Consider the following 20,254-nt stretch of genomic DNA (forward strand, 5'->3'; position numbering starts at 1 on the left):
CGGCCCCGCAGAGGCTCGAGCAGCGGGCCCGTACGACGGCTCCAACGGACGAACCTCCGCGAACCCCGCAGAAGAGCCGACTCACCGGCCCTCCATAGGGGCTTTCCAGCTTGCGAGCAGGCCCGCCCATACGGAGGCACTCCGCAGGGACTTCCCAACCTGAGGACAGGCCCGCACGGACGGAGGCGCTCCGCAGAAGCTTTCCAGCCTGCGAACAAGCGTGAACGGACGGAGTCGCTCCGCAGGGTTTTCCAGCTCACGGACAGGCCCGCACGGACGAGGCGCTCCGCAGGGGTTTTCCAGCCTGCGGACAGGCCCGTACGGACGAGGCGCTCCGCAGGGTTTTCTAGCCTGCGGACAGGCGCGAACGGACGGTGGCGGCCACCCGGCCGCCCTCGGCCCGCCCGGCGACCTTCGGATTGACCGCCTTCATGACCTGCCCCATGGCCTGCGGCCCGGCCGCGCCCGTCTCGGCGATGGCGGCGTCGACCAGCGCGGCCAGTTCCTCGTCGGAGAGCTGCGCCGGCAGGTACCCCTCCAGCACCGCCTGCTCGGCCAGCTCCGCCTCGGCCTGCTCCTTACGCCCCGCGTTGCCGAACGCCTCGGCCGCCTCGCGCCGCTTCTTGGCCTCCTTGGTCAGGACCTTGATGACCTCGTCGTCGGTCAGCTCCCTGGCCTCCTTGCCGGCGACCTCCTCGACGTTCACCGCGGCCAGTGCCATGCGGATCGTACGGAGGCGTACCTCGTCACGGCTCTTCAGCGAGGCCGTCAGGTCGGCCTTCAGCTTGTCCTTCAATGCGCTCATGCGGTCCATCTTGCCGCCTGCGCGGACCGGCCCGGTTCACCACGCACACCAGACGAACGAACCCCCCCGTTCCCCACCCGCACCAAACGAGCCACCCGTCCTCCCTCCCCCACCCACCCCAGGCGAGCGCTCCGTGTGTCCGCCCCGCACACCATTCGAGCGCCGCCCGCCCCCTCCACCACGTAGACCAGGCGAGCGGGCGGTCCCTTCGCCACGCGCACCAGGGGAGACGTCACGAACGGTCGTCCCACGCCGGATGTCGGGCATCATGAATACGTGAGGAAAGCCGTCGCAGTACCCCTGACCATGCTCGGTCTCGGCCTGGCCGGGCTGGGTTACGCCTCCGTGGTGGAACGGAACTGGTTCCGTCTTCGCCGCTTCGACGTGCCCGTGCTGGATCGCGGCCAGCGTCCCGTACGCGTCCTTCACCTGTCGGACCTGCACCTGACGCCGCGCCGGACGATGCTGATCAACTGGGTCCGTTCGCTGGGGGCGCTGGAGCCCGACCTCGTCGTCAACACCGGCGACTCGATCGCGCACCCGGAGGCCGTCCCATCGCTCCTGCACGCCCTGGAGCCCCTGCTGTCCCGGCCCGGCCTGTTCGTGTACGGCTCCAACGACCTCTACGCCCCCCAGTTCAAGAACCCGACCCGTTACCTGTGGCGTACGTCGAAGAACGAGCGCCGCCAGCACGTGCCCTCCCTGCCCTGGGAGGAGCTGGGGGCGGGCATGGCGGCCGAGGGCTGGCTCGACATGAACAACACCACCGCCCGCATCAAGGTCGGCGACCTCGACGTGGCGGTGGCGGGCATCCACGACTCCCACATCTCCCGCGACCGCTACGACCTGGTGGCAGGCCCCGCCCCCGCGGACGCCGACCTCCGACTCGGGGTCATGCACTCGCCGGAGCCCCGCAACATGACCAGCTTCGCCGCCGACGGCTACCAACTCCTGCTGGCCGGCCACACGCACGGGGGCCAGCTCTGCATCCCGTTCTACGGCGCCCTGGTGACCAACTGCGGCATCGACCGCGCCCGCGTCAAGGGCCTCAGCCGCCACGACAGTGCCTGGCTGCACGTCTCGGCCGGTTTGGGCACCTCCCCGTGCGCCCCGGCCCGCTTCGCCTGCTTCCCGGAGGCGACTCTACTCACCCTGGTCCCCCGGAGATAAAGGCGGTCACAACCACCATGGAAGTCCGCTAGACTTCAACAGGCACGCGCACGACGGGCGTGCACCGGGGTGTAGCGCAGCTTGGCAGCGCGCTTCGTTCGGGACGAAGAGGTCGTGGGTTCAAATCCCGCCACCCCGACAGTATTGCCGCAGGTAGAAGGCCGCTTCCAAAGATCGGAAGCGGCCTCTTCTGTCTCCTGAGTGACTAACTGCGTGACTACCGCATCGGTCGTCACAGCTCAGGAAGCCCACGGCACAGGGTCGATGGAGAACGCCCCATGCTTGAGTCGTGACAGGTGCCCGCCTTGGTAATCGAGCAACCGGATGATCACGAGTTCCAGGTACCACATCGACAGCCGCCACGCCTCGGTCAATTCCGCCGATGACGGCCACTCAAGCTTCGCGGCCTTCTTCGCTGGATGCACCAGATCGTTGCGTACCGCAAAGATCAGCTCTGGACCTTCCGCCGTTCCACCGTGGTAGGCCCCGTTACGCTTCACGAGCGCATCGAAGCCGGTAGGCAGTGCGACCGGGATGTTCATGCTGTGGAGCAGCAGCCTGAGGCGTGCGGCTACGTTGAGCTTGTTGGCCGACTCCGCCGTGAGCCAGCCACGCTGCTGAAGGACAGCCCACGCGAGGAGTTCCAGCCCGGAGCATGCAACTGGAATCTTGACGTCAAGGACGACACCACGGGCGTTGGCGGCCATCCAGTATCTGATCGCACGACTGACGATCTTCTGAGTGGCTACATCCTGCGCCAGGCTGGTAACGCCTTGCGCCAGCATCGGCAGTACCGACTCCACCATCTCGGGCTCACACCAGCGCCAGCTTGCCTGACCGCTTCTGGGTACTCCCCAGTGAACCCAGACGATCTCATCCAGGTCACCCAACCCCACAGTTGGACCAACGCCCGGCTCGGTTCCGGCGACCAAGCCTAGAAGGTCGAAGAGCCGATCTTCTAGGAGGTCGATCATCTCGCCTGTAGGCGCAGGTTGATCAGGCGTGGCCTCGATGATGGTGGCCGGCCCTGAGGCGGGAGACGGTTCGATAGGCGCCATACGCAGATGCCAGCCGGGGAGAGCGAACTGTAGCTGTCCCTGGACTCCCTCATCGGTATTGCAACTTGGCAGAGGGAAGTGGGTGAGTTTACTGGCGACGTGAAAGATCAGCCTATGAACTGCAGCCGGATCTCCTGCGATGAGACGATTGATAAGAATGGAATGCCACTCTTTGCCGGGCAACCCATTCGGCGCAACGTCCTTGGCGGCAGGCGTGACGAGGCTGGCTCCGGGCGGCAGATTCACACGCGCGAACTCAGGAAGCGTGAGCATATGGAGCCTGGTTTTGCGATCCACGTAGACGCTGGCGTCGAATCGCGCTCTAGGTTCACCAAAGCGATACCGCAGAGTGCCAGGCACCCGCTCCTCTGGCCCTTGATCTCCGCCAAGAATAACTAGGTCACCTGAGTACAGGACTACTTCTTCGTTGGTTGACTGATAGATGGGACGCAGGAAACGGGGACCGGGGGTACGTGATGCTGTCACGTCACCAGCATGCCGTCTCGTCGCAGGCGCCGCACGGTATTTATGACAGCAGGACATCATGATCAATCGCGGTAATACTTCTCGCAACGCACGTCGGGCTCTTTGACCTGCGTAACCGCCACTCCCAAGGCTCGTTGCGACTTGTCCAACGGGAAGCATCACCAAACATGCACACCGTCCGCTGCGGGAGGCCAACCGCTCGGCGGAGCACCGACGCGGCTCTGTGGCTGTAAGACGAACCGAGCCAGAACAGGCTAGAATGTGGGCGCTCGTGATCCCTGAAATGGGGGAGCTCTCGGTTCGAGTCCGTGGCTTTCGCTGGGTGGGCCCATCGTTGCGTCTCTGTTGTTGGTTCCGGAACTTCGTGAACTAGGGAAGGGGTGCAAGATGATGCTTGCGAAGTTGGTCAAGAATAGAAAGTTCTCCTCACTGCGATATGTCCTAGCGATAGTTGGTGCAATTGGCAGCACGCCCCTGCTCAGGGATCACGAGCAAACAAGAGCAAGGCCCCATCCGACTAAGGACGGGGCCTTGCATCTGCGACTTACTCACTTCGGAAGATGCGATCCATTGCAGTAGCACCGCCTTGGAGCACTGGCCGAATTTGCTTACGATAGACGGCTTCAGTGACAGCAGTACTGCTGTGACCGACAAGCCTGGAGATTTCTTCAAGCGGAATGCCGTTGTCTGAAAGCAGCGAGACGAAGCTGTGCCGAAGTTCGCGAGGCGTCCACTCCTTCGGATCCACGCTCTCCGCGTCCTTGATGGCGTTGCGAAAGTCGCGCCGGACGTTGGCGGCGTCCAATGGCTTGCCCGTAGCCGATGCGAACACCAGCCCGCTTTCCGACCATGCGTCGCCTTGCTCATGTTGCTGGGCTTTCCGGTGCTGGCGGAGTAGATCCACGCAGCGCTTAGGGAGGGCCAAGGTGCGGCGGGACTTGCGAGTCTTGGTATCTCCCCCGGCGCGTACAGAGCGCCAGACGGCCACGTGCGGAGGGACGGGCGGACTGGCGTCCGGGAGGCCGTCCAGGTGTACGTGATCCCATGTGAGCGCCCGCAGTTCCTCCGTGCGTGCTCCAGTGAGCAGGGAGAGCACGATGTAGGCGTACATGCGGGAATTCTCAGCCGCCTTCAGCACGGCTTCCGCCTGGGCGAAGGTCAGCGCCTTGGAGGGGCGTCCTTCCCGCCCCTTCGGTACCGAGCAGAGCGCCACGACGTTCCGCTTGACCTTGTCTCGGGCCATCGCTCGTTTGATTGCACGGTTGAGGCAACCGTGGAGGCCCTGGAGAGTCCGTGTACTGTGCGTCTTCGCCTTGGCAGCGAGCCACTTGTCCACGTCTTCCGCGCTCAGGTCCCGGAGCTTCCGAGCGCCCAAGGCCGGGATGATGTGGGTGCTGCACAGGATCATGCAGGTCTTCACCGTGGCGGGGTCCCGACCGTTCAGACCGTAGGTCAGCCAGTCATTCACCGCACGCTCCACCGTGTAGTCGGCCGGAGCGATAGCCAGGCCGTCTTCGTAGTCGCGGAGAACTTCCTTGAGCTTGTTCTTGGCTTCGGTCTTGGTCTTGCCGCTCCCCCGCTTCACGATGCGCTTGCCGCTTGGGTTGTAGCCGAGGCTGGCGGTGGCGATCCAGCGTTGGCGCTTGTCGTCCCAGTGGAGGCCGCCGTCTCCTCTGCTGCGTCGCTTGGTCATCAGGCTGCTTCCTCTGCTTCCTTCTCCAGGAGGGCGATGTAGGCGCGGATGGCGCTGGGGGTGATGAGGCGGGCGCGGCCTTGTTTGACGGAGCGCAGGCGGCCGGTGCGGATCTGGTCGTAGATGACGGTGCGGCTCATGCGCAGTAGGCGCATGGCGTCGGTGATGCGGTAGAGCTGGGTGTCGGTGAGCCGGACGCTGTCCGGCGGTGAGGTGGTCATGCCTGGTGGTGCTCCTCATTGGCGGGGACAGCGGGGACGGCCAGCAGGGTGGCTTGTCCCTCGTGCTGGTGGGCGTTGGTGCTGGTGGTGGCGTGGTCAGTGACGGCTGGGACGCCGGGGACGGCTCCTGTGGTCTCTGTCCCGGGCAGGCGGTAGTGGCCGGTGGCGTTGACGCAGAGTTGGCCGTCGGCGTTCATGCGCTGGCAGGTCTTGCGGACGTTGTCGTGGGATAGGCCGGTGGCGTCGGCGATGGCCTTGGGTGTGCTGTTCGGGTTGGCGCGGACGTGGCGGGCGATGGCGGCGCGGGTGTCGGACAGTGTGTGGTCTCCGGGTGGGCCGTCCAGGAGTTGCCAGGTCCCGGTGGCGGGTTGGAAGGCCATGGCGTATTCGGCTTCTTCGACGTCGCGGCCGGTGACGTGCAGGACGCCGTCTGCGGCGCCTCGGGCGCGTTTGAGGACGAGGGTGGCGTCCGCTGCTCCGGCCAGGCCGTTGGTGCCGGAGACTTCGCTCAGGAAGTCTTCGGAGGCCATCTTGCGGACGTGGTGGACCAGGACAACGGCCACGCCGTAGGTGTCTGCCAGGCGTTTGGCGCGGCTCATGGCGGCGTAGTCGGCGTCGTAGGCGGACAGGCCGGGTGGGGTGTTGCCTCGGATCTTGGCGAAGACGTCGATGACGACCAGGCGGGCGTTGGTGTTGCGATCGAGCCAGCGGGCGATGGCCTCGTCCCCGCCCTGTGGGAGGGTGGGGCAGGTGGTGGACAGGGTCAGGTCCTTGGGCGCGGGTTGGCCTCCGAGGATTTTGCCCATGCGGTTTTGGAGGCGGCGGGCGGTGTCCTCCAGGGCGAGGTAGAGGACCGGGCCGGGCTCCAGTTCGATGGCTTCCAGGGCTTTGGCGCCGCTGGCGACGGCGATGCCCAGGCCGAGGCTGAGCCAGGACTTGCCGACCTTGGGCGGGCCCGCGAGGAGGCTGAGTCCTTCGGCGATGATGCCGGGGACGGCCCAGCGGGGCTCCGGGAAGGTCATGGCCATGAGTTCGTCGGCGGTCCAGGAGGTGCGGAACGGCACGGGTTGGCTGGGCGCATTGACGGCATCACCGTTGACCAGGCGCAGGTGGTTCGTGCGGTCGTTGGTCATGCGGCCACCGTTCGGGGCCTGCGGGCTCCGGCGCGCAGGCCGGAGGTGATGGTGCGCTGGGCCTCGCGGTAGGGCTGGCCGATCTGCGTGGCTGCCTCCGTGAGCCACGTAGTGACGGCGGTGGCGTTCAGTTCGCCTCCGGCGACGAGCTGGCCGAGCGCGACGGATGCGAGGTAGAGCGCGTTGTTGTGGCCGTGTGGTGGTGAGCTGGCTACCCGGTCCAACTCGCCTAGGACGGCGGCGCGGATGTATGCGCCGTGGCGGTCGGACGCGAGGGGCACGGTGATCGGCTTCTGCGGTGGCAGTGGGGCGGGGCTTAGTTGCTCCACCAGCCAGGCCGGGAGCGGCGCGGGTGGGATCGGGTGCAGGACTTCATAAGTGCCGGTGGCCTCGTGGTCGGTGACGTGGCTGCCGGGGCCGACGACGTAGCCGCCGTTGGCTCGGGTGTCGATCAGCCAGCCGAGGCCGCCGTTGCCGCCTTGGGTGTTCGTCAGGGTGGCTCCTTGCGGTGCGGTGAAGTACAGGTGCAGGCCGCCGCGTCGGGTGCGGACCTGGAAGGTCTCCAGCGGGAGCGGCTGTCCGGCCTGCTCGCAGAGGGCGGCGAGGACGTCTGCGCCGTCGCGGATGCCTGGGCGGTTCCACTGCGGTGGTGGGTGCTCGTCGGGCTTGGGCTGGTCCAGGTCGATGACGACCAGGTCAGACGGGCCGGTGGCGATGCCGACGTTGTACGGGCGCTGCCAGATGCGGCAGATGGTGGCCGGGTCGGTGGTGGTGCGGTGTTGCCAGGCGGTGAAGCCGCGGGGCGGGGTCTTGCCGTTCGGGGCGAGCGGGAAGACGTGCCAGCCTCGGGCGGCGGCCGCGAGGGCGTAGCGGGTCAGGTTGGTGGTGGGCATGGGTGCTCCGTTCCGAGGTTCAGCGGGTGGTGTCGTGGTGAAGGGCGCGGACGTGGTTCCAGAGGTGGCGGCCGATCCGCAGGCGCAGGCCGGTGGCGCGGCATCGGCGGCAGTCGCGGGTGCCGCGTCCGATGCGGTTGGGCTTGCGGCCCTTGCCCTGGCAGGCGCGGCAGCGGCGGAAGGGCCGGATGTAGCACTCGGTGGCGTAACGGACGGCGACGAACAGGGTGATGACGATCATTGCGCTAGCGATGAGCGTGGCAGGGTCCATGGGTGGCCTCCTGGGCCGCTTCTGGGTGTCGTCAAGGGAGGGCGCTAGCGTGCTAACGCCCTGGCCAGGGCTTGTTTCTGGTGCTAGCGGGGGTGCTAGCGATAGCAGGGTCAGCCGCTAGCGCTAGCACCCTCCGGCGGGGTCACTCGGTGCCGGTTCGCCGGTTACGTTCGGCGATGGCGTCGGTGAGGTCGTCCAGGCGGATGCCGCGCCTGGTGACGGCCTTGCCGTCGATGCGGCGGCCGATCGCCTGGATGGCCACGCCGTGCGGCTTGAGTGCGGTGGTGAGCTGTTCGGAGGCCCAGCCGGTGTAGAAGTCGGGGCGCAGTTCGGCCAGGCGGGCGCACAGGGTTTCGTTCCAGGCGGCCGTCTCGCCTGCGGGCCAGATCTGGGCGACGTCGGTGAGCAGGTCGAAGGTGGGCGCGTCGGTGCGGGTCTGGGTGCCCTCCTCGGGCAGGGTGCCAGCCAGACCGCGTAGCTGCATGGCGCGGGCTACGACCTGCTTGGCTTTGTCGGTGTCCACCTCGAAGGAGCGGCGGGCGGCGGGTTTGCCGAGGCCCGACAGGATGCCCCAACCGGCCTCTTTGACCGGCTCGAAGATGGTGGCGCGGTAGCCGTTCTTGTACATCGAGGTGCCAAGGATCATGTCGTTCGCGACCTGGTCGGCGACGCTCATGCAGTAGCGGGTGTTGACGTTGCGGGTGATGCCGGTCGGCAGGCTGTCCTTGTCGGGGATCTGGGTACCGATCAGCAGGATCACGCCCAGGGCGCGGCCCAGCTTGATGACCTTCTCCAGGATCTCCCCGGCTTCCTTGCCGTACTTGGCGTGCAGGAACAGCTCTTGGATCTCGTCAATGGCGACGATCAGCGGGTGCAGCCCGGAGTCCTTGAGCGAGGCGAGTTCCGGGGTGACCTTGTTCTCCGGGGCCTGGCCGAGCTGGGCGTAGTGGGCGATGCGCTTGGAGCGGTGTTCGCACTCCTTGTACAGCCAGCGGATCATTCCGGCGCAGCGGGCGATGGTCTCGTCGTCGAAGCCGTTGCCGTACTCGGTGCAGACGGGCTCCAGGACCTTGAAGTCGCCGACGCCCTTGAGTTCGTAGATGCGCAGCTCGGCGCGCGGGTCCAGGCTGGCGGCGAGGACGGCCAGGCGCAGGGCGAACGTCTTGCCGGAGCCGGGCTGGCCTCCGACCAGCCAGTTCCGGAACATCAGGGCGGCGTTGACCGTGTCCATGCGCGGGGTGGTGGCGAATGGGAACGGCTTGAAGACGTCCACCTTGCCGTCCTTGAGCAGGGGCCAGGCTGGCTGCCTCATCTGGGAGGCGGGCTCGTAGCCGACCCACAGGGCGAGCCGTCCCGGGTGGCCGTCGCCGGGTTCGGGCCAGACCTGGTCGAGCGGGAGGCGCATGCCGGAGGCCAGCCGGCCGCGCCGGGCGACCACGTCGGCGGCCTCCACGCCGAACGGCAGGTCGATGATGGCCAGGTGGCCGGGGCCGTCGCGGTGGATGTCCTGCGGGAAGCTGATGGCGTGCTGGTCCTTGCTCACGGCCTGGTTGATGCCGGAGATGCCGCAGGACAGCAGCGCACGCCGGACCAGTTCGGCGGTGAGCTTGCGGTAACGCGGTCCCTCGGACACGCGGTCGGTGATGGGCCTGTCCGTGGGCCTACCGGCGCGGGCCAGCAGCGGGACCGCCATGGCCACTGCCAGCAGGCGGCCCCAGGTCGGGATGTCGACGAGCAGGAAGACCAGCAGGCCGATCACGGTCGTCACGGCCAGAGCGGTGAGCACCGACCAGCGCCACCGGGACTGACGCTGGCGCTGCCGGTCGAGCTTGAGCCACGTCTCCGGGTCGTTGCGGTCGGCGGCGCACTGGCGAAGCGCCCAGTTGCCCTCCTCCGCCGTCGCCCAGTGCAGGAGCTTGCCTGCGGCGCGGAAGAACCCGACCGGTGCGTAGAGGGTGGCCTTGGCGGCGTACTTGGGTGAGCGGACGGCGTGGTAGCCGACGACGTACCCGGCGTCCTTGGCGGCCCAGATTAGCATGGAGCGCGTGCCTCGCCAGGACCGCAGGGTGGACGGGATGATCGGGGCGCGGCGCTGGTCGTTGCCGGAGCGGTAGGACAGGTCATCGTCCGGCGGGTCGACCGGAGGCCCCAGGACCGTGCCCTCGATCGCGATGGTCTCGCGGTCGAAGAACTCGTCCTCTTCGCGGTCGGCCTCCTGCTCGTCCGCGTGGCGGGCGCGGCGGCGAGCCGCGTCCAGCGGGACGACCTCGCCGCCGTCCTCACTGCCGTGGTCTTCGTGCTCGTGCGGGTGATGCGTCATGATGTGTGCACCTCGTGTGCGTACCTGCGGGCGGGGTTACGGGGCGCGGCCAGAGTCTTGGCGGATGAGGCCGCGTCCCGTACTGGCTTGGTCGGGGACGATGTGCGGTCGGACCGCGTCTCGTCCGTGCGGGCAGTCGTTTCGATGGAGGCGGTCGGTCCGTGCGGTCCGACCGGTGGCGGGTCGCTGGCGAGGATCAGGTTCATCAGGCCGCCTCGCGTTCCGCGCCCTCTGCGGTCGGACCGGTCTCGGTCCGCAGACGGGCGAGCAGTGCTCCGGCGCGGTCGGTGGAGATGGACTGGCCGGTCTGGCGGATGGCCTCGCGTAGCCGGTCCCGCGTCAGCGTGACGCCTCGTGCGTCGTGGTCGGCGGCGACCTGCCAGCCCAGCGGCATCAGGTCGTCCACCTCCGACGGGGCGATGGCCGGGCGGGTGGTCTTGCGTGTCTTGGGCTTTCGGGGTCGGACGGGTGCGGTGGTCAGAGCCAGGTGCGTCGGAGCCGAAGGTGGCGTGACCTCTGCGCTGGCCGGGGCCAGCTCGCCGAGCTTGTACAGGGCGCGTTCGCGTCGGCTGGCCTTGAACTGCCACAGGCGGCCGTACCGGTCCTGTAGGTCGGTCTTGGCCAGGATGCGGTCACGCTCGCGGCTCAGGGCGTCGGGGTACGAGCGCACCTCCCAGAGCACCATCCGACGCCACAGGGCGAACGTGGGCAGCGGGGACAGCAGCCACCGCGAGACGCGGATGCTGTCGAGTCGGCGGGACGGGTTGGCGAGGTTGGCGCGCTTGCGTACGGCGTGCGTGCCGATCTCCACGGCCACCACCCACAGGCCGGGCAGGATCGCGTGGGCGATGACGGCGAACCAGTCAGGCCCGCTGGGTGTGTCGGCGTAGGCGGCGACGTTCAGGTAGACCGTGACGGCCGTGAGGGTCCACGGGATGAAACGCAGCCAGCGAACCCGCATGTCCAGCCGAGCCAGGACGATGTCCAGCGCGGAGAACACGCCGATGCCGAGGTCCACGCCGAGGGGTAGCAGGAAGGCGAGCGGTCCGAAGGCGGGCTTGGCGGCGTCCATGACGGTGGTGAAGGAGATGACGAAGCCGATCAGGCCCAGCACGCCGACAGCGGCGGCGGTGACCGAGATCAGGGTCTGCTCTCCCTCTGACAGCGGGCGCGGGCTGTTCATGGTGGTTGCTCCGTTCGTTGGATCTTGGCTGGCGTTCATCGGCCCCACCCCCGTCCCCAGCAGCGCGGGCAGCCGGGCTTGTTGCACCAGTTCTGTGGGCGGGTGGCCCAGAAGCGGGCGATGAGGTCCGGGGAACCGCCCTGGCGGATGGTGACGCGGGCGACCTGCCAGAGGCGGAATCGTTCCTGGCCCATGCGCAGCAGCTCGGCGAGTAGGCCACCGGCAAGGAAGACGAGAAGGTAGACGAGGACTGTGATCACGGGTGATCTCCGATCAGTGGCCGGAACGCACGAGGATGCGGCAGATGCGGCAGCCTGGCTGGCAGCGAACGCCGTGGGTAACGCAGCGCTGGACCGGACGGCCGCCGCCGCAGCGGCACCCGAACGGGCTGCGCGTTCGCTTGCCGCACTCGCCGCACTGGAAGCGGGCGGTCATCACGCCACCTCGTTCGTGCGGCGGCGCGGGAGGAAGGTGAGGAGCGGACGGACTTCCCGCAGTTCCTCTGCGGTGTAGCCCGCCCAGACGCCCTCCTCCGGGTCGAGCGCCATGGCGTACGCCAGGCACGCGGCGCGGGCCGGGCAGCGTGCTTGGCAGATGGCCTTCGCGGTGGCCTCGCGCGTCCACCGTTCTTCGTCGGTCTCGATGTCGGGGCCGGTGAAGAGCACGGCCTGGGCGGAATCGCAGACCGGCTCGGCGTTGATGAGGTCGTCCAGCAGGTCGGCGACGTCGTCGTTGTACTGGTCGTTCACAGCTTCACCCCCAGCGCACCGAGCGCCTGGACGAGGGCGAGGCGGATGCAGGTCGGGCAGATCGGCGGCGACGGCTCGGTGCCCGGCGCGGACTCCTCCACGCTGTCGCACATGAGACAGAACCACTGGATGGGCTCGGCGAGGTCGTCAGGGACGACCTGCGTGGTCTTGGACCCGTGGGTCATGATGAGGACACCTCCCTTGAAGGGGCGCCGGGGTGCGGGACTGGTTTGGCGACTAGGGATCGCATCCCGGCTTCTTCGTTGTTTGGGCTGGTCAGCGAGGCTGATCATCCCCTGGTGCGTCTTATTTAAACAAGGCGAACAAGCAGCGTCAACCACTCTGGCATACTTGTTTAAATAAGAGAGTGAGAGGGGCTCGAACATGCCCAGCCAGAGGCGGCGCGACGCGCTCCGCGGGGACGTGTCCGCACGGATCGCCGACGACCTACGACAGGCCATCCTGAGCGGCGAATACGCCGAAGGGGACCGGCTTCCCAGCACGTCAGAACTCATGGAGCAGGAGCAGGTTTCGTCGCTGAGCGTGCGCCACGCCTACCAGGCGCTCATCGGTGAGGGCCTGGTCGTGGCGGTCCCGAAAAAGGGCTTCTACGTCCGCGAGTCGCTCTGCATGACCTGGCACATGACCAAGTGGCAGGACCCGCAGCGCCTGGAGCACGTCAAGACGGACGGATGGACCTCGGACGTCGAGGCCGCCGGCTACTCCCACCACCAGACGATCAGCGTGAGCATCCTGCCCGGCAGCCACCTGGTCGCTGGAACACCGATCGCGGAACGACTGGGCATCCCGGAGAACGAAAGGATCGTCGTACGCAGCCGCGTCCGCTACATCGGTCCCGGCCCCGACCAGCCCGCCAACGAACCCGAATCGCTGGCCGACTCCTACTACGCCTACAACCTCGTCAAGGACACCGGGATCATGGAGCCGGACAGCGTCAACACGGCTCAGGTCCTGGCCGACCTCGGGTGTCCGATGCGCGACCACGTCGACGAGCTGACCCCGCGGATCGCCTCCCGGCAGGAGACGGACCGGCTGAATCTGGCCGGTGTCATGGCCGTGCTCGAAGTGGTGCGGACCACGCTGACCACCTCAGGCAAGCCGGTCCTGGTGCTGCACCAGATCAGACCGGGCAACGGGTCGAAGTACGTCTACCACGTGGGCCACAGCGATGCCTGAGCGTCCCGTCCTGGCGGCCCGCCTCGCCGTCGAGAGCGACATAGAGCGCGTCATCGAACTGCGTGCCGAGTCCGAACGCTGGTTGGCCAAGCGCGGCATCCAGCAGTGGACGGCCAGGTGGGACGAGATCGGCCGGGAGAAGATCCGCCGCAACATCGCCAACCGCGAGACCTGGGTGTTCGAGGACGACGGCGAGTCGATCGCCACGGTCACCCTGAACGCCCGGCCCGATCTCGACTTCTGGGACCCTGACGCCGACGGGCCCGCCCTCTACCTGTACAAGCTCCTCCTGGCGCGCGACCGCGCAGGCGAGGGGTTGGGGGCCGACATCGTGAACTGGTCGGTGGACCAGGCCGCTCGGCGTGGGTTCCCCTGGTTGCGCCTGGACGTGTGGCGCACCAACAAGGGGCTCCAGCGCTACTACCGGGAGCAGGGCTTTGACCACGTCCGGTCGGTCGAGGTGAAGGGGCGTGACTCAGGAGCCTGCTTCCAACGGCGAGCCGTTCCTACCCCGGTCGAGAACATCGTCGCGTGGAGTGCCGAGGCCGATGTATGACAAGCGCAGCCAGCCTCACAAGGTCCGCTTCCTGTGCCGATGGTCGGAAACAAGAGCGGCCCAGACAGGGCGAGCAGTGGCGTGGCGTCCTCGGGCGGTCTCCTCGTATCCGTTCTCCTCGCTGTGGCGAAGGATGAGGAACTGCCCGGCATCACAGCACCACTCGTACTCGCCGCAGCACGAGGTTTCCATCACCCGTACGGGACGTGGGCCGTACGGGACATGCCGGGTCCAGACGTACATGACGGTTTGCTTTCGCTTCGTGGGCAGAGGGCGGCGTCCGTTGCCGTCGCCCCCTGCGATCGCTGAACTGGTCCGACCAGCTTCAAAAGCTGACGTCGGCGGCCCTCACCCTGCTCAGGCACAACACAGTCGTGCCGTAGATGTAGGAGGGGGCCGATGCGTAGCGGTCAAGACGCACGACCTGAACTGAGCCCGTGGCACCGGGTGCTAACGACTCCAGCGCCTGCCGCAGAAGCTCGGTGGCCCGCTCGGGCTCACCGGTTATGCCGCACGATCCCCGGCCGTCGTTGTCGGAAGCCGTCCACGAGTAGAAACCATCGGTGTCCCAGTGCACGACTACATCAGAGCCATCAGCGGCAGCGCGTCAGAAGAGGACACTGAGAGGCGAGGCCCGATGTCCGCCCCCGTGTCCGCCCGCCCCCGGAGGTGCACCGGATGAACGACACTCCAGCGGTTCCCGTCTGGGCCACCCGCCTGCTCGCCGCACGCAACACCAAGGGCTGGTCCCAGCGCGACCTCGCCCGCGAGCTGATCAAGGCCGCCGACAAGCCCCTCACCGAGCTGCCGAACCTCATCCGCCGCATCCGAGGACACGAGACCGGCGAACACCGCCCTGACGCCTTCTACACCACGCTCTACTGCAAGGCGTTCGGCCTGACGGAAGACCAGCTCTTCGGCACCGTCATCAAGCCGGTCCCCGCCCTCGCCCTCCCCACCCTGGCCCCCGACGCCGACCTGTACGAACGCATCACCCGCGCCATCGAGCACCCCTCCCGCGTCGATCTGGCCACCGTGCAATGGCTGGAACACTGCCTGGCCGAACACCGCCGCGTCGAAGACACCATCGGCAGCCGCCCCCTCCTGCCCCTGATCCACGCCCAGCTCTCCACCGTGGCCGACCTCGCCCGAGGCACCCAAGGCCCGCTCGCCGACCGCGCCATCGCCGTCCTGGCCCAGTACGCCCAGTTCATCGCCTGGATGTGCCAGGACTCCCGCCAGCACGCCGCCGCCCTGGCCTGGTACGACCGCTCCCACGCCTGGGCGCTGGAAGCCGGAGACGCCTGCCTCGCCTCCACCACCCTCAACATGCGCGCCCACCAGGCATGGAGCCTCGGCGACGCACAACGCTGCGTCCGCCTCGCCGAAGCCTCCCGCTGGCACGACGGCCGCACCACCCACGGCGTCCAAGGCATGGCCGCCCAAATGGCCGGCCGAGGACACGCCCAAATGGGCGAAGCCAACCAGGCCCGCACCCAGCTCGCCGAAGCCGAAGACCTCATCCGCACCGCAGCCAAACACCCCGAAGACGAACCACCCTGGATGTACTTCTACAACGAGGGCTGGTTCCTCATGCAACGCGGCATGGCCGAACTGGAACTCGGCGACGGCCGCCGCGCCACCGACTACCTCGAACGCGGCCTGTCCACCCTCCCCGACCACTACCGCCGAGACAGAGCCTGGTTCGGAGCCTGCCTCGCCCGCGCCCAAGCCCTCCAGGGCGACGCCGAAGCAGCAGTCTCAACCGCCCTGGACGTCGCCCCGGACGCGACAGCGCTCAACGCCTACGCCGTAACCGAACTCCGACGAACCGCCAAGGACCTAGCGTCGGTGGGTGCACCCGGCGCAGAGGCGATCAAGGACTCCCTGACGGCCTCGCAGCCGTGACTGCGTCCCCGCTGTCCCCGCTGTCCCTCACCCGCTCTTGAAATGCGGAAATGCCTGCGGCGAGGAGGGACATCCCGGGGACAGCACTGCCCGGCCTGTCCCCGAGATGGCTGGAACACTGGCTACCTGGCTGGCCGCGCCCCCAAGTGTTTCAGCACTCGTGTGTAGATGGCTCTACGGATACGCTCCCTCAACCCATCGACCCCGAGGCGCTGCGGACGCTTGGCATGAACCCGCTTCTGAACGACCACTGTGGACCTGTGGACATAGGCACGGCTTACGCCCCTCTTCTTGTGAATCGCGGGCCGCTTCACCTGTCGCACACGTGACGGCGCCGACTTCGCCTTCGGCGCGGGCGCGCTTCGAGACGGTGGACTGCGTCTGTTCCACTGGCCTTGCCACAGTCGCGGCGGAAGCAGTCAGTGGCGTTGGGGCCGGTTGCGCTGCGGCGGGCTGGGCGCGGGCGATCGCGCGTTCCGCTTGTATCGCATGACCGGCAGAAAATCCGAGACCTGCGCTGGACCCCATGGTGACGGCGAATGCGAGCGCGATGCCGAGCGGCCCACGGACTCGCCGGGGTTTTGAAGGCGTACTACGGACGAACGCGGACGGTGGATAATCACACATCATCGGCCCCCCGAGATCATGAACTCATTGCGAGTAGACGATCACCTACCGTTGATCGTTCCCGCATCTGAGTCCGCGACCCCACACGGAGCGCTACCCATCCAAACGTTGGCCTCTGCGTGACATTCTGCGTGACAACCAGCGAAGACGATCACGAACACCAGCGGACGCCCTCGAATCATGAGCGCAGGTCAGAGCCCTTACATCAACCATGGGAACTGGAGTTCGATTTGCTTCGGGACGAAGAGGTCGTGGGTTCAAATCCCGCCACCCCGACAGTGTAGTTGCAGGTCAAGGGCCTGATCGCTGGAGACAGCGGTCAGGCCCTTGATCATTCGTTAGCGTGGCGTTCGTGGTTTGAACCCGATCACGTAACCGTTAGCAACCCCAGACAGTCCGAAAGATCACTCAACCGCGCGCCCATTTGAACCTCGGGAGCTGGGTCCGACAAGAGATCAACCCCAAAGCTGGACCGGGAGTCTCACACGGGCCCGCCTTGCTGATCTCCTCGCACCGATTGGGACGGCTGGCTGCTCCTGGCCTGTTCATCGATCGGATAGCCGACGGGACCCCCGCCGCTAAGGGATCAACTGATGCCTGACCCAACAGGCCGTATCCATTTGGTGGTCGGAGGAGGCCAAGCTGATCACGACGCGCAAGGCCCTCAGCTTCTGCGTCGAGGCGCTCGGCTTCACCAGGCACCACGTCCCGCCGGGCGAGGTCCGGAAGCTTGCGCTCGTCTCGCCAGAGGACTCCGAGGGCACGGAGTTGCTACTGGAGCCAGACAGGCAACCCTGCAGTACGCCACTGCGCGCCCTATCGACAGCCCCTATCAGCACGGCGACGACAGCAACGATCCCGATCAGAACAAGGGTCGCGCTGTCCATGCCGCCAGTGGAGCACTCACTCGCAGTGCTTCGAGACGCCGATCCTGCGATCTTATGAGGGAGGCTGCCCGTAGGCGTCGCCTCCCGCATCCAAGAGTCGTTCCACCGGTGGACCAGCCGCACCGAACTGGCCGAGGCCGTACGCGCCGAACGCCTGCTCGCGTGGGCGAGGCCCGTTCCTGCCAGAACAGAGCCCATCGCCAACGCCACGGTCAGTGCCCTTTGATCACATTGATGAGATGCGCGAGCCCGGAGAGAAGTTCGGCGGGGCCGATCTGGCGCGTATCGCGTGCGCGACGCTCATGACCTGCGCCAGCCCGGCCAGAACGAGGAGGTTGATCATGCCAGGGGTTCGCCACCAGGGTCGGAAGTCGGTGAAGCCGCTCGTTTCGTTGGACATTTCCGACATGTCCACAAACCATGTGAACAGCAGGGCCAGCCCGTAGATCACGGTCAGGGCCGCGTACGGCAGGGCCGAACTCCCGCTACGCAGGAGCCCTATGCACAGGGCGGTCAGGATTGCCGACAGGACGAAGAGCATGAGGGCATTGCGCCCGGTGGTCGCCCAGGCGTCCGCGGCCACCTCGGTCGCGGCACCGGACGTCCCTGCCACCAGGTCGTGCGCCCTGCTGATACCGAGGAAGCCGACCACCGCGTACAGCACCGCCGCAACCGGCCCCACGAGCGCGAGGCAGACGGCGTGCCGCCTGTGCAGGTCGGCCGACCACGCCCGCCTGAGCAGGAAGGGAACCGGCAGCTGAACGACCGCCGCCGCCACCAGCGTCGCGGTGAGGGTGCTCGAGTACCACGATGGCGTGGTCACGTACCCGGTGAAAGGTTCAGTGCCGCTCCTCGCCGGGCTTGAGTCGTACCAGAAATCCCACAGCAGATACCAGAAATCGCTCGTCACGGGATTGCCGGCATGTGCCTGGTACAGCCAGTACACGTAGCTCAGGCTGAGCGCCGTCGCCGACGACGGGACCAGAAAGACATCCCAGGAGCTTTGATGTCAAGCAACGAGCGATTCCGTTTGGTGAGGCCAGGCGGTTGTTTCGCTGTAGAGGGTGCCGGTTTTGAGGCAGCCGTGCAGGATGCCGACGAGGCGGTTGGCGACCTGGCGCAGGGCGGTGTTGTAGTCGGCGTCGCGGGCGCGTTGCTTGTCGTAGTAGGCGCGGGCGCCGGGCGAGACGCGGACTGCGGTGGCGGCCTGGGTGATCAAGGCGTCGATGAGCCGGTCGTTGTGCACGAAGCGGGCCGCGACGACCTTCTTCTTGCCCGAGGCTCGGGTGATGGGGCTGGTGCCGGCGTAGTTCTTGCGAGCTTTGGCCGAGGTGTACCGGTGGGGGTCGTCGCCGAACTCTGCGAGCACCCGGGCGCCGAGGATTGCTCCCAGTCCGGGCTGAGAGGTGATGATCTCAGCGGCCGGGTGCTGCCCAAAATGCGCCTCGACCTCCTTGTGCAGGACGGTGATCTGCTGGTTCAGGGTGGCGAGTACAGCGATCAGGGATCGTACCGAGGCGGCGTAGGCGGTGGTGACCACCTCGGGCAGGCCCAGTTGCTCGGTGCGCAGGGCGGCCTGGATCGGTGCGCCTTTGGCGGCCAGGTCGCCGCGGCGGCCCGCGCGTTTGAGCGCCGCGCTGATCTGGCTGATGGTCAGCTTCGCCGCCGCGGCCGGGGTGGCCGCCCGGGCCAGCAGGTCCAGGGCTTCGGGTGCGTCCAGGTCGTCGAACGCGTGCAGGGCGGCGGGGAAGTAGTCGCGCAGCGCGTGCCGCAGCCGCTGGGTATGGCGGGTGCGCTCCCAGATCAGCGTCTTGTGCATCCGGGCCACCACCTTGACCGCCTCGGCCTGCGCGCTGTCCCCGGCGACCGGCCGCAGTTGGTGGGCATCGGTGCGGACCATGTCGGCCAGCATGTGCGCGTCGGCCGCGTCGCTCTTGGCGCCCGAAACGCTCAGCCGTTCCCGGTAGCGGGCGGCCTGCAAGGGGTTGACCGCCAGCACGGTGTATCCGGCCGCGACCAGCGCCGCCACCCACGGCCCTCGGTCCGTCTCGATCCCGATGACCACCTCGGCCTCGTCAGCGTCCTCGCCGAGTTGCTCGCCGATCATGGCGTGCAGCCGCGACATCCCCGCCACGCCCTCCGGCAGCCGAGCCCTGGCCAGCCGCCTGCCCGAGGCGTCCATCAGCTCCACATCGTGGTGCGCCTCGGCCCAGTCATCTCCCACGAACACCCGCAAGGTCTCTCCCGTCTCCGTCACCACTGGTCAGCGGCTTGCGGGAGAACCATCAGCGACCTAATGAAGCAGTGCTCACGCCGTATGCGGGCGGGCACGACATCCCATCAGCGATCAACTCTCCCGGCCAACCGGCAGGGGCACGATCTTTCATCAGGACTCAACGTCCAGGAACCCAAAGTGCTCACCTGCCGACAGCCACTACCCACCACGGAGTCTGCCGGATGGCTTACTCCCAGCACTCATTAGGACCACCGCGCAGACCCGCGCCGAGTGATCCAGATCAACGCGCCCATGAGCAGTGCGTACACCACGAAGAGCGCGCCGATCTCCACCGTCCTGGCCATGGCGACGGCGTCCAGGCGCTGCAGGGCGGCTTGGACCAGGTCGGGGCGTGTGGCCAGTGACGCGCGTATCACCTGCTCCGCGTTCGCGGTGACGGCGAGGTTCAGCGCCGTCACCGCCGCGCCCAACGGCAGCGCGGCCAGCGTCAGGAGCACCGCCGCCCGTATGGCCCTCATTCGCTACACACTACAGATATGGCGCTTTTCCGCTGCAGCCGCGACGCGTCCCGTCCGCCACGGAGAACTCGACCTCGATCCCGCGGCCGGCGGCGATCGCCAGGGCTGTCCCGGCCATGTCGACGCCCGGCGAGGGGGCCTGATCGCTCCGGCACTTTCGTCCACATCCTTCGACCGATCGGCGTGGTGTTTACCGCGGTCTGCGGACGCGCCCCGTCCGTGACTATAAAACGGCGTCGGGAGATGAGATTCCCGGGATCGCCCTCGGAACGTACCCTCAGCGTCGCGGCCGCGGCTGTCAGAAGCTCGTCGGCTTTGGCCTCGCTCCAGGTGCCGCGAGAGT

At 67.4% G+C, this 20,254-nt stretch carries 19 protein-coding genes and 1 tRNA gene; 5 read left to right on the forward strand and 15 right to left on the reverse strand.

Annotation, left to right across the window (positions count from 1 at the left end):
* Nucleotides 1-346: 346 nt before the first annotated feature.
* The gene (locus tag ACZ6S0_RS36610) at nt 347-805 is read right to left on the reverse strand and encodes a GatB/YqeY domain-containing protein (protein ID WP_465923898.1); all 459 of its coding nucleotides are present in this window, start codon (nt 803-805) and stop codon (nt 347-349) included.
* A 306-nt stretch (nt 806-1,111) separates the two neighbouring features.
* Here ACZ6S0_RS36610 and ACZ6S0_RS36615 point away from each other — a divergent pair, with 306 nt between their 5' ends.
* Together ACZ6S0_RS36615 and ACZ6S0_RS36620 are read left to right on the forward strand one after the other, a co-directional pair.
* Complete coding sequence (locus tag ACZ6S0_RS36615) at nt 1,112-1,975, forward strand: metallophosphoesterase (protein WP_465923969.1); 864 nt, start codon at nt 1,112-1,114, stop codon at nt 1,973-1,975.
* A gap of 65 nt (nt 1,976-2,040) precedes the next feature.
* Nucleotides 2,041-2,114 (forward strand) — tRNA-Pro (locus tag ACZ6S0_RS36620).
* A gap of 100 nt (nt 2,115-2,214) precedes the next feature.
* Here ACZ6S0_RS36620 and ACZ6S0_RS36625 read toward each other — a convergent pair.
* The 11 genes from ACZ6S0_RS36625 to ACZ6S0_RS36675 all read right to left on the reverse strand — a co-directional run bounded on the left by ACZ6S0_RS36625 (nt 2,215) and on the right by ACZ6S0_RS36675 (nt 12,167).
* Nucleotides 2,215-3,330: a hypothetical protein gene (locus ACZ6S0_RS36625; RefSeq protein WP_465923899.1), complete on the reverse strand. Its 1,116-nt coding sequence runs from the start codon at nt 3,328-3,330 to the stop codon at nt 2,215-2,217.
* 733 nt (nt 3,331-4,063) lie between these two features.
* Entirely contained in the window at nt 4,064-5,212 is a 1,149-nt protein-coding gene (locus ACZ6S0_RS36630) for a tyrosine-type recombinase/integrase (protein WP_465923900.1), read from the reverse strand.
* Entirely contained in the window at nt 5,212-5,433 is a 222-nt protein-coding gene (locus tag ACZ6S0_RS36635) for a helix-turn-helix domain-containing protein (RefSeq protein ID WP_465923901.1), read from the reverse strand. The genes ACZ6S0_RS36630 and ACZ6S0_RS36635 overlap by 1 nt, the downstream gene beginning before the upstream one ends.
* The gene (locus ACZ6S0_RS36640; RefSeq protein WP_465923902.1) at nt 5,430-6,566 is read right to left on the reverse strand and encodes an AAA family ATPase; all 1,137 of its coding nucleotides are present in this window, start codon (nt 6,564-6,566) and stop codon (nt 5,430-5,432) included. The genes ACZ6S0_RS36635 and ACZ6S0_RS36640 overlap by 4 nt, the downstream gene beginning before the upstream one ends.
* The gene (locus tag ACZ6S0_RS36645) at nt 6,563-7,459 is read right to left on the reverse strand and encodes a bifunctional DNA primase/polymerase (RefSeq protein WP_465923903.1); all 897 of its coding nucleotides are present in this window, start codon (nt 7,457-7,459) and stop codon (nt 6,563-6,565) included. The genes ACZ6S0_RS36640 and ACZ6S0_RS36645 overlap by 4 nt, the downstream gene beginning before the upstream one ends.
* 19 nt (nt 7,460-7,478) lie before the next feature.
* Complete coding sequence (locus tag ACZ6S0_RS36650; protein ID WP_465923904.1) at nt 7,479-7,730, reverse strand: hypothetical protein; 252 nt, start codon at nt 7,728-7,730, stop codon at nt 7,479-7,481.
* 142 nt (nt 7,731-7,872) lie between these two features.
* Nucleotides 7,873-10,050, reverse strand: coding sequence for a cell division protein FtsK (locus tag ACZ6S0_RS36655; RefSeq protein WP_465923905.1), 2,178 nt, complete (start codon nt 10,048-10,050; stop codon nt 7,873-7,875).
* Between the two features lie 205 nt (nt 10,051-10,255).
* Nucleotides 10,256-11,233: a DUF2637 domain-containing protein gene (locus ACZ6S0_RS36660; protein ID WP_465923906.1), complete on the reverse strand. Its 978-nt coding sequence runs from the start codon at nt 11,231-11,233 to the stop codon at nt 10,256-10,258.
* A gap of 35 nt (nt 11,234-11,268) precedes the next feature.
* Nucleotides 11,269-11,493, reverse strand: coding sequence for a hypothetical protein (locus ACZ6S0_RS36665; RefSeq protein ID WP_465923907.1), 225 nt, complete (start codon nt 11,491-11,493; stop codon nt 11,269-11,271).
* Between the two features lie 174 nt (nt 11,494-11,667).
* Nucleotides 11,668-11,982, reverse strand: a complete 315-nt coding sequence (locus ACZ6S0_RS36670) for a WhiB family transcriptional regulator (protein WP_465923908.1) — start codon at nt 11,980-11,982, stop codon at nt 11,668-11,670.
* Nucleotides 11,979-12,167: a hypothetical protein gene (locus ACZ6S0_RS36675; RefSeq protein ID WP_465923909.1), complete on the reverse strand. Its 189-nt coding sequence runs from the start codon at nt 12,165-12,167 to the stop codon at nt 11,979-11,981. Before ACZ6S0_RS36675 ends, ACZ6S0_RS36670 begins: the two co-directional genes overlap by 4 nt.
* A 199-nt stretch (nt 12,168-12,366) precedes the next feature.
* Between ACZ6S0_RS36675 and ACZ6S0_RS36680 the strand changes: the two genes are divergently transcribed.
* The 3 genes from ACZ6S0_RS36680 to ACZ6S0_RS36690 all read left to right on the forward strand — a co-directional run bounded on the left by ACZ6S0_RS36680 (nt 12,367) and on the right by ACZ6S0_RS36690 (nt 15,643).
* Nucleotides 12,367-13,179, forward strand: coding sequence for a GntR family transcriptional regulator (locus tag ACZ6S0_RS36680; protein WP_465923910.1), 813 nt, complete (start codon nt 12,367-12,369; stop codon nt 13,177-13,179).
* Nucleotides 13,172-13,735: a GNAT family N-acetyltransferase gene (locus ACZ6S0_RS36685; RefSeq protein WP_465923911.1), complete on the forward strand. Its 564-nt coding sequence runs from the start codon at nt 13,172-13,174 to the stop codon at nt 13,733-13,735. Before ACZ6S0_RS36680 ends, ACZ6S0_RS36685 begins: the two co-directional genes overlap by 8 nt.
* 678 nt (nt 13,736-14,413) lie before the next feature.
* Nucleotides 14,414-15,643 (forward strand): helix-turn-helix domain-containing protein, encoded by a 1,230-nt coding sequence (locus ACZ6S0_RS36690; RefSeq protein WP_465923912.1) that lies wholly within the window; start codon nt 14,414-14,416, stop codon nt 15,641-15,643.
* A gap of 1,740 nt (nt 15,644-17,383) precedes the next feature.
* Here ACZ6S0_RS36690 and ACZ6S0_RS36695 read toward each other — a convergent pair.
* The 3 genes from ACZ6S0_RS36695 to ACZ6S0_RS36705 form a co-directional block, all read right to left on the reverse strand.
* Nucleotides 17,384-18,103: a hypothetical protein gene (locus ACZ6S0_RS36695; protein ID WP_465923913.1), complete on the reverse strand. Its 720-nt coding sequence runs from the start codon at nt 18,101-18,103 to the stop codon at nt 17,384-17,386.
* Nucleotides 18,104-18,166: 63 nt separating this feature from the next.
* A complete protein-coding gene (locus ACZ6S0_RS36700; protein ID WP_465923914.1) occupies nt 18,167-19,393 on the reverse strand; it encodes an IS110 family RNA-guided transposase in 1,227 nt (408 codons plus the stop codon).
* A 242-nt stretch (nt 19,394-19,635) separates the two neighbouring features.
* Nucleotides 19,636-19,911 carry a hypothetical protein gene (locus ACZ6S0_RS36705; RefSeq protein ID WP_465923915.1) on the reverse strand — a complete coding sequence of 92 codons (276 nt, stop codon included), beginning with the start codon at nt 19,909-19,911 and terminating at the stop codon, nt 19,636-19,638.
* Between the last annotated feature and the right edge of the window lie 343 nt (nt 19,912-20,254).

The sequence above is a fragment of the Nonomuraea sp. NPDC051298 genome, from assembly GCF_055586305.1.

Excerpts from the sequence above, each read along its gene's own strand:
- ACZ6S0_RS36610 (WP_465923898.1), bottom strand. The coding sequence starts at position 805 with ATGAGCGCATTGAAGGACAAGCTGAAGGCCGACCTGACGGCCTCGCTG.
- ACZ6S0_RS36615 (WP_465923969.1), top strand. The coding sequence starts at position 1,112 with ATGCTCGGTCTCGGCCTGGCCGGGCTGGGTTACGCCTCCGTGGTGGAA.
- ACZ6S0_RS36630 (WP_465923900.1), bottom strand. The coding sequence starts at position 5,212 with ATGACCAAGCGACGCAGCAGAGGAGACGGCGGCCTCCACTGGGACGAC.
- ACZ6S0_RS36635 (WP_465923901.1), bottom strand. The coding sequence starts at position 5,433 with ATGACCACCTCACCGCCGGACAGCGTCCGGCTCACCGACACCCAGCTC.
- ACZ6S0_RS36640 (WP_465923902.1), bottom strand. The coding sequence starts at position 6,566 with ATGACCAACGACCGCACGAACCACCTGCGCCTGGTCAACGGTGATGCC.
- ACZ6S0_RS36645 (WP_465923903.1), bottom strand. The coding sequence starts at position 7,459 with ATGCCCACCACCAACCTGACCCGCTACGCCCTCGCGGCCGCCGCCCGA.
- ACZ6S0_RS36650 (WP_465923904.1), bottom strand. The coding sequence starts at position 7,730 with ATGGACCCTGCCACGCTCATCGCTAGCGCAATGATCGTCATCACCCTG.
- ACZ6S0_RS36655 (WP_465923905.1), bottom strand. The coding sequence starts at position 10,050 with ATGACGCATCACCCGCACGAGCACGAAGACCACGGCAGTGAGGACGGC.
- ACZ6S0_RS36660 (WP_465923906.1), bottom strand. The coding sequence starts at position 11,233 with ATGAACAGCCCGCGCCCGCTGTCAGAGGGAGAGCAGACCCTGATCTCG.
- ACZ6S0_RS36675 (WP_465923909.1), bottom strand. The coding sequence starts at position 12,167 with ATGACCCACGGGTCCAAGACCACGCAGGTCGTCCCTGACGACCTCGCC.
- ACZ6S0_RS36680 (WP_465923910.1), top strand. The coding sequence starts at position 12,367 with ATGCCCAGCCAGAGGCGGCGCGACGCGCTCCGCGGGGACGTGTCCGCA.
- ACZ6S0_RS36685 (WP_465923911.1), top strand. The coding sequence starts at position 13,172 with ATGCCTGAGCGTCCCGTCCTGGCGGCCCGCCTCGCCGTCGAGAGCGAC.
- ACZ6S0_RS36690 (WP_465923912.1), top strand. The coding sequence starts at position 14,414 with ATGAACGACACTCCAGCGGTTCCCGTCTGGGCCACCCGCCTGCTCGCC.
- ACZ6S0_RS36705 (WP_465923915.1), bottom strand. The coding sequence starts at position 19,911 with ATGAGGGCCATACGGGCGGCGGTGCTCCTGACGCTGGCCGCGCTGCCG.